11 protein-coding genes and 1 rRNA gene are annotated in these 12558 nt (G+C 64.9%); 4 read left to right on the forward strand and 8 right to left on the reverse strand.

The genetic code is table 11. The features are described 5' to 3' along the window. Positions 1–84, reverse strand: a 16S ribosomal RNA gene (locus NDK18_RS13485); the annotation flags it as partial. 417 nt (positions 85–501) lie between these two features. Next, positions 502–1713 carry a tyrosine--tRNA ligase gene (gene tyrS / locus NDK18_RS13490; protein ID WP_250625924.1) on the reverse strand — a complete coding sequence of 404 codons (1212 nt, stop codon included), beginning with the start codon at positions 1711–1713 and terminating at the stop codon, positions 502–504. Positions 1714–1878: 165 nt separating this feature from the next. On the opposite strand from tyrS, the gene NDK18_RS13495 reads away from it, so the two are divergent. Together NDK18_RS13495 and NDK18_RS13500 are read left to right on the forward strand one after the other, a co-directional pair. Beyond that, positions 1879–3327: an OapA family protein gene (locus NDK18_RS13495; RefSeq protein WP_250625925.1), complete on the forward strand. Its 1449-nt coding sequence runs from the start codon at positions 1879–1881 to the stop codon at positions 3325–3327. Between the two features lie 10 nt (positions 3328–3337). Beyond that, positions 3338–4453, forward strand: coding sequence for an anhydro-N-acetylmuramic acid kinase (locus tag NDK18_RS13500; RefSeq protein ID WP_250628044.1), 1116 nt, complete (start codon positions 3338–3340; stop codon positions 4451–4453). Here NDK18_RS13500 and NDK18_RS13505 read toward each other — a convergent pair whose 3' ends face one another. From NDK18_RS13505 to NDK18_RS13515, 3 genes are all read right to left on the reverse strand, one after another. After that, positions 4454–4768 (reverse strand): hypothetical protein, encoded by a 315-nt coding sequence (locus tag NDK18_RS13505; protein ID WP_250625927.1) that lies wholly within the window; start codon positions 4766–4768, stop codon positions 4454–4456. 103 nt (positions 4769–4871) lie between these two features. Further along, a complete protein-coding gene (locus NDK18_RS13510) occupies positions 4872–6197 on the reverse strand; it encodes an AmpG family muropeptide MFS transporter (RefSeq protein WP_425600645.1) in 1326 nt (441 codons plus the stop codon). Further along, entirely contained in the window at positions 6194–6967 is a 774-nt protein-coding gene (locus NDK18_RS13515) for an exodeoxyribonuclease III (protein WP_250628045.1), read from the reverse strand. Before NDK18_RS13515 ends, NDK18_RS13510 begins: the two co-directional genes overlap by 4 nt. A 101-nt stretch (positions 6968–7068) precedes the next feature. Here NDK18_RS13515 and pyrE point away from each other — a divergent pair, with 101 nt between their 5' ends. Both pyrE and NDK18_RS13525 read left to right on the forward strand, forming a co-directional pair. Next, the gene (gene pyrE, locus NDK18_RS13520) at positions 7069–7713 is read left to right on the forward strand and encodes an orotate phosphoribosyltransferase (RefSeq protein WP_250628046.1); all 645 of its coding nucleotides are present in this window, start codon (positions 7069–7071) and stop codon (positions 7711–7713) included. A 39-nt stretch (positions 7714–7752) separates the two neighbouring features. Continuing rightward, positions 7753–8406 carry a DUF4124 domain-containing protein gene (locus tag NDK18_RS13525; RefSeq protein ID WP_250628047.1) on the forward strand — a complete coding sequence of 218 codons (654 nt, stop codon included), beginning with the start codon at positions 7753–7755 and terminating at the stop codon, positions 8404–8406. A gap of 16 nt (positions 8407–8422) precedes the next feature. Here the strand turns inward: NDK18_RS13525 and NDK18_RS19360 are convergent, their stop codons facing one another. The 3 genes from NDK18_RS19360 to coaBC are packed head-to-tail and all read right to left on the reverse strand — an operon-like array spanning position 8423 to position 12453. After that, complete coding sequence (locus tag NDK18_RS19360; RefSeq protein ID WP_284692149.1) at positions 8423–10759, reverse strand: phosphomannomutase/phosphoglucomutase; 2337 nt, start codon at positions 10757–10759, stop codon at positions 8423–8425. 33 nt (positions 10760–10792) lie between these two features. Continuing rightward, positions 10793–11248, reverse strand: a complete 456-nt coding sequence (gene dut / locus NDK18_RS13535) for a dUTP diphosphatase (RefSeq protein WP_250625932.1) — start codon at positions 11246–11248, stop codon at positions 10793–10795. After that, positions 11245–12453 (reverse strand): bifunctional phosphopantothenoylcysteine decarboxylase/phosphopantothenate--cysteine ligase CoaBC, encoded by a 1209-nt coding sequence (gene coaBC / locus NDK18_RS13540; RefSeq protein WP_250628048.1) that lies wholly within the window; start codon positions 12451–12453, stop codon positions 11245–11247. Before coaBC ends, dut begins: the two co-directional genes overlap by 4 nt. Positions 12454–12558 lie beyond the last annotated feature (105 nt).

Here is a 12558-nt window from a genome sequence, read left to right on the forward strand (position 1 = left end):
GCTACTGCTGTGCTGCCGTTCGACTTGCATGTGTTAGGCATGCCGCCAGCGTTCAATCTGAGCCAGGATCAAACTCTTCACTTAAGTTTTCGACCGGTCCGAAGACCAATCTATCTTTCCGAAGCGTTTATCCAACTCTCGCTAGACATATTGCTATGTATTGCTTGAGTGGGACGCTTGCATTTCATTTGGACACGCTACGTATCCAGGCAAGACGCCCACACAATTCACCTGCGCACACTGTCAAAGATCGTTTCGCCGAACCCGGTTTTACCGGATTCCCTCAGGACGTTTCGTCCGAGGTGAGCCGCCCATTCTACATCGCTTTCAGAGTCCGTCAACACCCCGGTTTCACTTTCTGTGGGGTCCCGGCGGTCCGTCTTTCGACGTTGGGCGACTGCGGGCCGCGAATAATACGAAACGTGAAGTTTTTGGCAAGCGGTTGTTGCGAAGAAATTTCACGTTGTGCGCCAATCCACTGATGCACAACGAAATTTATTTTCAGTGAGCGACCAGCCGGACCCGGGCAAAGTTGCGTTTGCCCACCTGCAGGACCCCCTCGAAGCCGGGCGCGAAGACACGCTGCGCGTCTTCGACCACTTCGGCATCGATACGCACGGCGCGTTCCTTCAATTTGCGGCCCGCTTCGGAGTTGCTGGCAGTAAGGCCGGCCGCGGTGAGCAAGGCGCCCAGGCGAAGACCCTCGGCAGGCACCATGAGGTCCGACAAGGGCAGCAACGAGGTATCGCCCTCCCCACGCACCACGGCGTGCCAGCCGGCGATGGCGAGGTCGGCGGCAGCGGCGTCATGGAAACGGGTGGCGAGTTCGCGAGCCAGCCTGAGCTTGGCGTCGCGCGGGTTCAGTGCGCCGCTCACGATGTCCGCTTTCATCACCGCGATATCGTTCAGGCTGGTTTCGAAGCTCAGCAACTCAAACCAGCGCCACAGGAGGTCATCGTCGATCTTCAGCGTCTTGGTGACGATGTCGATGGCAGGCTCATTGATGCCGATGTAGTTGCCCAGTGATTTGGACATCTTCTGCACGCCATCGATGCCTTCAAGCAGCGGCATCGTCAGCACGATCTGCGGCGGCTGCCCATAGTGTTCCTGCAGACCACGGCCCATCAACAGGTTGAAGGTCTGGTCGGTACCGCCAAGCTCCACATCGGCCTTCAGGGCGACGGAGTCGTATCCCTGCACCAGTGGGTACAGGAATTCATGGATGGCGATGGGCTGTTGCGCGGCATAGCGCTTGGCGAAGTCGTCGCGCTCGAGCATGCGCGCCACGGTGAGTTGCGAGGACAACCGGATGAGGTCGGCCGCGTCCATCTTGCCGAACCACTCGGAATTGAAGCGAAGCTCGGTGCGCTCGCGATCGAGCACCTTGTACACCTGCTCGGCGTAGGTATTGGCATTGGCCAACACGTCTTCGCGGGTAAGCGGCTTGCGGGTGACGTTCTTTCCCGTGGGGTCGCCGATCATCCCGGTGAAGTCACCGATCAGGAAGATCACCTGGTGCCCCAGGTCCTGGAACTGCCGCATCTTGTTCAGCAGCACGGTATGACCCAGGTGCAAATCGGGCGCCGTGGGATCGAACCCGGCCTTCACGCGCAGCGGCCGACCGGTCTTCAGCCTCGCTTCGAGCTCCTCGCGCTTGATGATGTCGGCGGCACCGCGGCCGATGATGGCCAGCGCCTGGTCGATCTCGTTCATCTTCTTCCTCAAATTTTCGAACGGCGGCCGTCACCCAAGTGAACGTCCGGTTAAGTGGATGTTAACCAAAAAAGTGGTGCAAATGCTTGATCGAAAAGGCGTTGACGCGCTTCTCACAAGGCCGTTATGGTACGCGACAATCTTGTTGCAACGGAATTTCGGGGCATGGCCGAAACGAAACGGATCGCGCACGCAGTGCGCCGCCAAGCGATCCGCCGTAAGGCGCAGCGTCGGCATTCCCACTTTTATGATCGTTGCGCGCATTGGACGTTCAATCGCAACGCCTCGCACGAGCCGCTGAAATGGCATCGCGAACGCTGGATCCTCGGCGGCCTGGCCCTGCTGGTGGTGGTGCTTTCAGGATTGGTCATTCCGGCCTGGGCCGGTGCCATGCGCACCAATCCCGTACCGCCGGTACATGCACTGCTTCCGCTCAGGCTGCCGACCGTCATCGACACGCCGGCACCGCCAAAAGCCCTGAGTGAAGAATGGCAAAGCGTACAAGTGCAACCGGGCCAGACCCTCTCGGATATTTTCCAGTCGCAGGGACTTACCCTCACCGACCTTCAACACGTAATGGATGCGTCGGATAATTCCCGCGCACTGCACCACATCAGCGTGGGGCAGGAATTCCAGTTCCTGATCGACGATCACAACAAGCTCGCCGGCATCCGCTTCGACCAGGATGAAAACAGCCGCGCCACCTTGCGCCTTGATGGCGACAAGCCGCTGCTTACCGCCGATTCGCGCGCGGTGGAAACACGCGAGCACATCGCCCACGGCGATATCGACGGTTCGCTGTTCGGTGCCGGCGCCAAGGCCGGCATGAGCAACGCGATGATCCTCAAGCTCGCCGAGGTCTTCAAATACGACATCGACTTCGTGCAGGACCTGCGCGTGGGCGACAGCTTCACGGTGATCTACGACGACGTGTACCGCGATGGCGCGTACCTGCGCGAAGGCGACATCGTCGCCGCGGAGTTCGTCAACCAGGGCAAGCACTACACCGCGTACCGCTTCCGCAACAGCGACGGCAAGTTCGGTTATTACAGCCAGGAAGGCCGTCCGCTGCAGGGCTCGTTCCTGCGCATCCCGGTGGACTTCACCCGCATCTCCTCGCAGTTCAGCGCCGGCCGCCTGCATCCGATCCTGGGCACCATGCGCGCGCACAAGGGCGTGGACTACGCAGCCCCGACCGGCACGCCGATCCACGCCGCGGGCGACGGCGTGGTGAAGTTCAAGGGGTGGATGAATGGCTACGGCAACTTCGTGGTGATCCAGCACAACGGCACCATCAGCACCGCCTACGGCCACATGTCGCGCATCGGCAACATCAAGGTGGGCCAGCGCGTGCAGCAGGGCAGCACGATCGGCTTCGTCGGCATGACCGGCCTTGCCACCGGCCCGCACCTTCATTACGAATTCCGCGTCAACAACGTGCAGCGCGACCCGCAGACGGTCACCCTGCCCAAGCCCGAGCCGCTGCCGGGCGCCCAGCTGGCGAAGTTCCGCAGCGAAGTAGTGGCGCCGCAACTGGCCCGCATCAACGCGATCACCAGCAACGTGAAGATGGCCAGCGCCGAGCACACCGGCGCACGCGGCAACGTCGAATAAGGGACTAACCGTGGGCGGTGCCGGCGAGCTTTACCTTGGCCTGATTTCCGGCACCAGCGCCGATGGCATCGATGCCGCGCTGGTCGCCTTCGACGGCGACGCGCCGTCACTGGTGCATGGCATCACCCATCCGTGGCCCGACGATGTACGCGCCAGCGTGCTGGCACTCTCGCAAGGCGAGAAACACCTTGACCTGGATGCCTTCGGCCGGCTGGACGTGGCCATCGGCCGTTGCTTCGCGGACGCCGCGAACGCCGTGCTGGCAGCCTCGGGCACTCAGGCGTCGCAGGTAAAAGCCATCGGTTCGCACGGCCAGACATTGCGCCACCGCCCCGGCGGGGACTACCCGTTCACCCTGCAACTGGGCGACCCCACGGTGATCGCCGCCCACACCGGTATCGACACCGTGGCCGATTTCCGCCGCGCCGACGTCGCCGCCGGCGGCCAGGGCGCGCCACTGGTGCCGGCGCTGCATGCGGTGGTGCTGGGCAAGCCTGGCGAAACCCACGTGGTACTTAACCTGGGCGGCATCGCCAACATCACCGTGCTGGGCCCCGATGGAAGCGTCGTAGGCTTCGACACCGGCCCTGCCAGCGCGCTGATGGACGCCTGGTTCCGGCGCCACCATGGCGGCGCCTACGATGCCGGCGGTGCCTTTGCCGCCAGTGGCAAGGTGGATGAGGCCCTGCTGGGCCGGCTGCTGAGCGACCCCTACTTCGACCTTCCCGCGCCAAAAAGTACCGGGCGCGAATATTTCCACCTGACATGGCTCGATCCGCAGCTTGGCGCCCAGGCCGCAGCGGACGTGCAAGCCACCCTGCTCGAACTCACCGCGCGCAGCATCGCCCTAGCCATCGACCGCGATGCGCCAGCGGCAACGCAGGTGACCGCCTGTGGCGGCGGCGTCCACAACGCGGTGCTGATGCAGCGCCTGGCGCAGCTGATGCCCACGCGGAAGGTCGCCAGCAGCGGCGAGGCGGGCATCGATCCGGATTTCGTCGAAGCCATGGCTTTCGCCTGGCTCGCGCGTCGTTATGAACTTCGGTTGCCGGGGAACCTGCCCGCAGTGACAGGGGCCCGCGGCCCGCGGGTACTGGGCGCGCTGCACCGGGCACCGCGCAACTGATCAACCGCCGCCGACGGCGACTTTCCTTTCTTCGAGCATGGCTGCACGGCAGAGTTCTTCGCGGGAAGCTGCGGCCAGGGCACACAGGGCTTCGTCGAAGGCGGCTTGCTCGCTGGCATCCCAGGTGCCGGCCAACCGGGCGATGTCACCGGGGACGACCAGCATGTCGTTGAAGGTGTCACCCGGACTCATGCCCAGGCCATAACGGAGGGCATGCAGGATCACTTCGTTGATCGACCAGCGGCGTTCGCGCGCAAGCGATTTGATCCGCTCGGCGGTGGCGTCGTCGATATGTCTTACTACGATATCCGGCACGTGCGGTTTCTCCGGCCCATGCCCCCTGTGATGCCGATTCTGCGTCAAGAACCGGCCTGTGTCCAACCCGCCGGAAAGTCTGGGGTGTCCGGGCTATTTCCGGTCAGGAAGAGGAGCTTGCCTGCCCCTGGTCGGCCGCCGGATCGTCGACGACGGCAAGCCCGGGCAACTTTTTCCAGAGCCATGCCAGCACCAGCAAGGTCGGCACGATCGACACCGTGCTAAGCACGAACAGGGCCGGGTAACCGGAATCGCGCACCAGGAAACCGGAAAAGCCGCCGATCACTTTCCCGGGAAGGTTGGCAAGCGAACTGAGCAAGGCGTACTGCGTAGCGGTGAAGCTGCGGTTGACCAGCCCGGACATGAAAGCCACGAGCACCGGCCCGGCAAAACCTTGCGCAAAATTATCGCCCGACAGCGTAGCCACGAAACTCCAGGTCTGGCCCGGGTACGACGCCATCAGCAGGTAAAGCAGGTTCGACACCGACACGCCGATCGCCGCGATCACCAGCAGCTTGCGGATATCCATGCGCGTCACCGCATAGCCGCCCAGGAGCGCACCGACGATGCCCACGATCACGCCATAGACCTTCGACACCTCGGCGATCTGCGTCTTGGTGAAACCGGCATCGAGGTAGAACGGGTACGCCATGACGCCCAGCATCTGGTCCGGCAACCGGAACAGGCCGACGAACACCAGCAGGCAGAAGGCCAGGCCCAGGCCGTAGCGCCGGAAAAAATCCCGGAAGGGCCCGATGAAACCCTCGCGCACCGCGGTGACGATGTCCTGCCGTTCGCGCACGCGGTGTTCGGGTTCGGGCACCACCAGCACGGTGACCAACGGCACCAGCAACACCAGCGCAATCACGGCATAGCCCTTCTGCCAGCCGATGTTGTCGGCCAGCAACAGGATGCCCGCGCCACCGGCGATCAGGCCGCCGCGATAACCCAGCGTGTAGGTGGCGGCCAGCGCGCCTTGCGCCTCGCGCGGGGCGATCTCCACGCGGTAGGCATCGACCACGGTATCGATGGTGGCGCCGGCGAAGGCCGCCAGCAGGGTGACCGCCATGAAGCGCGGCAGCGACATGTCCGGCGGCATGCAGGCCATGCCGATGAAACCGCCCGCCAGCAGCACCAGCGCGAACAACAGCCATCCTCGCCGCTGGCCCAACCGGCAGAACAGCGGCAGGCGCAAGCGGTCCACCAGCGGCGCCCAGAGGAATTTGAAGTTATAGGTAAAGGTGACGAAGCTCGCCAGGCCGATCGCGCCGTAATCGATGCGCGATTCCTTCAGCCACGCCGACAGGCTGTTGCCCACCAGCAAAAACGGAATGCCCGAGGCAAAGCCGAAGAACAGCATGGTGATCGCGCCCGGCTGGGCGAAGGCCTCGCGAATGCCGGCAAGGCCTTTGTAACCGCGGCTGGTCACTTTACGTTGTAGTCCACGATATAGGGCGCGTGGTCGGAGAATCGCTGCTCGCGGTAGATCGAGCAATCGCGCAAGGCGGCGCGCAGCGAGGGCGTCACCACCTGGTAGTCGATGCGCCACCCCACATTGTTGGCCCGGGCCGCGCCGCGGTTGGACCACCAGGTGTATTCCACGGCATCGGGCTTGAGCGCACGGAAGCTGTCGACCCAGCCTCGGTCATGGAACAGGGTATCCAGCCATGCGCGTTCTGCGGGCAGGCAGCCGGAGTTCTTCTGGTTCGAACTCCAGTTCTTGATGTCGTTCTTGGTGTGCACGATGTTCCAGTCACCGCACAGCACGTAGTCGCGGCCGGAGGCCAGCCATTCGTCGAGGATCGGCAGCAGCCAGTCCATCACGCCGAACTTGTAGCCCTGGCGCAAGTCGCCGGAGGAACCGGACGGGATATAGAACGACACCACGCTCAGGTTGCCGTAGCGCGCCTCTATATAGCGCCCTTCGCAATCGAAGTCTTCCCGGCCCAGGCTGGTAAGCACGGCGTCGGGCTCGCGCTTGGAATAGATGGCCACGCCGCTGTAGCCCTTCTTGCTGCGAGCGTCGTGGTAGAAGCAATGATGCCCGTCGGGACGGAACATCGGGTCGGAGAGCTGGGCTTCCTGGGCCTTGGTCTCCTGCAGGCAGACGACATCCGCATTTTGCGAACGCAACCAGTCGAACACGCCCTTGGTGGCGGCCGAGCGGATGCCGTTGGCGTTCAGGGAAATGATGCGCAATGGATTGATCCGGTATGACCTGCGCCCATCATAGCAACCGGCTGGCCGGGACCTCAGGCCCCGCGATAGCATGGGGTTCTTTGCCGCATGCGAGAACCGAGATGGAAGCCTACCAGCGCGATTTCCTCGACCTCACCCTCGAGCGCGAGGTGCTGCGCTTCGGGAGCTTCCAACTGAAGTCCGGGCGCATCAGTCCGTATTTCTTCAACATGGGGCGCATCGATTCAGGCGCTGCCCTCGCCCGCCTGGGGTCGGCCTATGCGGCGGCGGCGTTGCGCGCCGGGGTCGGCTTCGACATGTTGTTCGGGCCGGCCTATAAGGGCATCGCCCTGGCCGCGGCCACCGCCATGGCGCTTGCCAACGACCACGGCCGCGACCTGCCCTGGGCTTATAACCGCAAGGAAGCCAAGGACCACGGTGAAGGTGGCCTGCTGGTGGGGGCAAAGCTTCAAGGGCGGGTGTTGATCGTGGACGACGTGATGACCGCCGGCACCGCCGTGCGTGAATCGCTGGACCTGATCCGCGACCAGGGCGCCATCCCGGCTGGCGTGTTGATCGCCATGGATCGCCAGGAACGCGGCAAGGGCGAACGCTCCGCCGCACAGGAAGTAGCCGCCGACCACGGCATCCCGGTGATCGCCATCGCCAGCCTCGCCGACGTCATGGCCCTGGCCGGCGAGCGGCCGGAGCTCGCCGCCCACCGTTCCGGGCTGGAGGAATACCGCCGGCAATACGGGGTGGTGTGACGCTTCCTGGCGGCTATACTCGCCCGCAGGAGGGAATTCATGCGCCGATCGTTTCGTTTTGCCCTGTCGCTCGCGCTTTGCGCGGCGGCCACGATGGCATTTGCCCAGAAGGGCCCCTCGTTCCGCTTCAAGTGGAAAGACGGCGCCGGCCAGGCCCACTACAGCGACGTGCTCACCACCGATGCCATGAAATACGGCTACGACGTGGTGAACGACGCCGGCATGGTAGTGCAGCATGTCGACCGCCAGCTCACGCCTGAGGAACTTGCCGCCGCCAAGCGCGCGGCTGATGCCAAGTTAGTGCAAGATGCCAATGCCCAGGCCCAGCGGCAGGCGGATGTGCAGATGCTCGCCGCCTATCCCGACGAAGCCTCGTTCACCCAGGCCAAGCAGGCGGAAATGGATTCGCTCGACCAGACCATCCACACCACGCAGGGCAACCTTGCCAGCCAGGAAAAGGCCCTGACCGACCTCCTGCAGCGCGCCGGCGACCTGGAACGCGCCAACCAGCCGGTGCCGAAGTTCCTGAGCGACAGCATCGCCGGACAGCGCACCACGGTGTCAGCCATCCGCAGCACGCTTGAGCGCCAGCAGGCCAACCGCGCCAACGCGCAGCTGAAGATGGAAGGCCAGGTGCGCCACTACCGCGAACTGCGCAAGGCCCAGCAGGATCAAAACTCCGCCGGGCAATAGGCTGGGGTATCGGTGCCTAGAACGGCAGCACCAGCTTCGAATCAACCTTCTTGAGCTCCGTACGGAACACCGCCTGGATGCGCTCAAGCGCCACGGCGTTGTCAGCGTCGAAACGCAGCACCAGCGCCGGCGTGGTGTTGGACGCCCGCACCAGGCCCCAGCCGTCGCTCCAGTCGACGCGCACGCCATCGATGGTGGTCAGTCGCGCATCGGCGCCGAAGTCGGCTTTCTCGCGGAAGGCCTCGACGAAGCGGTGATGGGCGCCTTCGGCCATCGGCAGCTTCAACTCCGGCGTCGACACGCTGTTGGGCAAGGTGGCGAACACCTGGCTTGCCGTGCGGCCCTCCAGGTCGCTGGCCAGGATCTCCAGCAGGCGTGCCGCGGCGTAGATGCCGTCGTCGAAGCCGTACCAGCGTTCGGCGAAGAAGAAATGACCGCTCATCTCGCCGCCCAGCTGGGCTTCGGTCTCGCGCATCTTGGCCTTCATCAGTGAGTGGCCGGTACGCCACATCAACGGCACGCCGGCGGCTTCCTGGATCACCTTGCGCAGGTGACCGGTGCATTTGACGTCATAGACGATGGTGGCGCCCGGATGTCGCTGCAGCACGTCCTGGGCGAACAGCATCAATAGGCGGTCGGGATAGATGATCTCGCCCTGGGCCGTGACCACGCCAAGGCGGTCGCCATCGCCATCGAAGGCCACGCCCAGATCAGCCTGGTATTTCTCGACGACCAGCTTGAGATCCTCCAGGTTCTTCGGCTCCGACGGATCGGGATGGTGGCTGGGGAAGGTGCCGTCCACTTCGCAGTACAGCGGCACCACGTCGCAACCGATGCCTTCCAGCACGCGCGGGGCGAGGTTGCCGGCAATGCCGTTGCCGCAGTCCACCACCACCTTCAGGCGACGCTCGGCCTGCACGTCGGAGGTGATGCGGTCGACGTAGTCGTCGGAGATATCCATCTGGCGCAGGTTGCCGCCACCGGCATCGGAGAATTGCTTGGCCACCATGCGGTCGTGCAAGGCCACGATGGCCTCTTCGGCCAGTGTTTCACCGCCGACGACGATCTTGAAACCGTTGTAGTCGGGCGGGTTGTGGCTGCCGGTGACCGAAACACAGCAACCGGTATTGAAGCGGAAGGCGGCGTAATAGATCACCGGCGTCGGCACGGCACCGACGTCGATCACGTCCACGCCGGCCGCGCGCAGGCCTTCGGCCAGCGCACCGGCCAATTCCGGGCCCGACAAACGGCCATCGCGGCCGATGACGATTTCATGCAGCCCCTGCTCGCGCATGCTGCTGCCAATGGCACGGCCGAGCAGGCGGGCGAAATCCGCCGACAAGCCTTTGCCGACCACGCCACGGATGTCGTACGCGCGGAATACATCGCGATCGATGGCGACATCGGCCGATGCCGACGGTGCGGCAGCGGCAGCTGCAATGGCACGACGCGGCGGCGTCTTCGGGGCATCTTCAGGCGGAAGGTCGCGCATGGCCTCGGCCAGGGTGGGCTCGGCAAGCTCCGCCTTGGTCGGGGCGCTGCCGCGGCGAGGGCGGACCCACAGCAAGGCTACGCCCGCGCCCAGGCACAACAAGGCCAGCACCATGGCGAACGGCCACAGGTGAGGCAGCACGATGTAGGCACGCGGCATGTTCGCGGCAATCCAGAACGCGCTGCCACGAATGCGCACGGGAGGACCGGCAGACGCCGAGCCGGTGGAACCTGCGGCCAGCAGCATCAGGTCGGGACCATCCGGACCCTGGCGAAGCTCGATGCGCCCGGAACCCGGTTCAACCGATTCGAAAGCCTGCGTGATGCCGTCGAACGGCAGCTCAAGCCACACCCAGGCGCGCACGCGGTCGGCATCGCGCACGGCGGCCACCATGGTCACCTGGCGATGGGTGCCATCGGGGTTCGCCGTCTGCACTGGCGCGATATCGCCTGCCGACAAGGCCGCCATCAGCTGCGCAGCCTTGCCGTAGCCGAATTCCCGGTAGTTCGCGTGCAGGACATCGTCCTGGTTGCCGGCGAACACGCCCACATGGCTGGCGCCGGACAGGCGGGCCTGGATCGATGCCGCCGCGGTCGCATGGTCGTCGATGACCGCGATCAGTTGCGGGTCGCGCAACACCTGCATCACCTGTTCGCGCTGGGTGGCCACGGCGCGGGTCACCGCCTCGGCCGCCGACGCCTGGGCCGAAAGCACGGTTTCGGCGGCGCTGCCTTCACTGGCGATCAGCCAGCCCTGCCAGGCAGAAAAGCCGGCACCGAGGAACAGCAGTGTTGCCGCCGCCACCACCAGCAGGCGCAGCACGCCACCGCCACCCGCATTATTCCCCTTCGCCTTGGCCATCACCCCTCCCCTCGCGCAAACCCAATCCCGCCGTTACCCGACGCCCGTGGATCCAAAACCGCCCTCGCCCCGCAGCGATGGCGCAAAGGAGTCCACGACACGCAATGATGCGCGGCCCACTGGTACCAGCAGCAGCTGGGCAATGCGGTCTCCGGGGTGGATGGTGTACGCAATCGCCGATCTATTCCAGCAGGAGATCATCAGCGGGCCCTGGTAGTCGGCATCGATCACACCTACCAGGTTGCCCATGACCAGCCCGTGTTTGTGGCCCAGGCCCGAGCGCGGGACGATCAGGGCGCACCAGTTGGGATCGCCGATGTGGATGGCAAAGCCGCTGGGCACCAGGGCCGAAGCGCCGGGAGCCAACTCCAGCGGACCGTCCACGGCGGCCCGAAGATCCATGCCGGCGCTGCCATCGGTAGCGGGCGTGGGCAGCGGAATGACATCACCCACGCGCGGGTCCAGCACCTTCAGTTCAATGTCGATCAAGCGGCGGATCCCTTCTTCTTATAGTGCTCGGCCACCAGGGCCATCAGGTCACGGGCCAACTCCGTCTTCGGCGCCCGCGGCAAGGCCTGGCTGCCGCCGGGCCAATAGACGTTCAGGGCATTGTCCGCCGCCTCGAAGCCGCGGCCGCCGCCCACCTCGTTGGCAGCCACCATGTCCACGCCCTTGCGGGCGAGCTTGGCCTGCGCGTATCCGGCAAGTTCCTGGGTTTCGGCGGCGAAGGCTACCAGGAAGGGACGATCGGGACGGCTGGCGAGGTCGGCGATGATATCGGCGTTCTCGGTAAGGTTCAGCGCCAGCGGCTTGCCTTCCTGTTTCTTGATCTTCTGCGTGGCCGCTTCCACCGGGCGGTAGTCGCCCACGGCGGCGGCTCCTATATAGATGTCGGCGCCCTTGGCGGCGGCCAGCACCGCCTCGTGCATCTGGCGCGCGCTGCGCACGTCCACCCGATCCACACCCCACGGGGTACCCAATCCAACGGGCCCGGCAACCAGGGTTACACGTGCGCCGGCCTCACGAGCCGCCGCGGCAACGGCAAAGCCCATGCGGCCGGAACTGCGGTTACCGATGAAGCGGACTGGATCGATGTCTTCGTACGTGGGTCCGGCACTCACCACCACGTGCTTGCCGGTGAGGTCGCCTTCACTGAAGGACGCCAGCAGCGCGTCGCGAAGTTCATGGGGCTCGAGCATGCGGCCGGAGCCGATGTCGCCGCAGGCCTGGTCGCCGGCATCCGGGCCCAACATGCGCACGCCGCGGGATGTGATGGTCTTCACATTTTCCTGCACGGCGGCATTGGCCCACATCTGCTGGTTCATCGCCGGCGCCACGTACACGGGCGCCGCGGTGGCAAGGATGGTGGTGGTGAGCAGGTCGTTGGCCATGCCCTGCGCCAGGCGGGCGATGAAATCCGCCGACGCCGGCGCCACGATCACCCGCTGCGCCCAGCGGGCCAGCTCGATATGCCCCATGGCGGCCTCGCCCGCTTCATCCCACAGGCTTACCCGCACCGGCTGGCCGGAGAGCGCCTGGAAGGTGGTGGGCGTGACGAAACGCGTGGCGTTTTCGGTCATCACCACGCGGACTTCGATGTCGTGATCGCGCAGGCGACGAATGAGTTCGCAGGTCTTGTAAGCGGCGATGCCGCCGGTGACTCCGACGAGGACGCGGCGCGGGGGATGGGACATGACGCTTAGGCCGGTGACGGTGAGGGGCATAGCTTAGCCCAAGCGTATGGGGGACTCAGATTACCGACCAAACATGCGAAGCGTGGCTGAGTAGGCGCCAGAACT

This window comes from Pinirhizobacter soli (assembly GCF_015905305.1).
Classification (GTDB): Bacteria; Pseudomonadota; Gammaproteobacteria; order Xanthomonadales; family Rhodanobacteraceae; genus Pinirhizobacter; species Pinirhizobacter soli.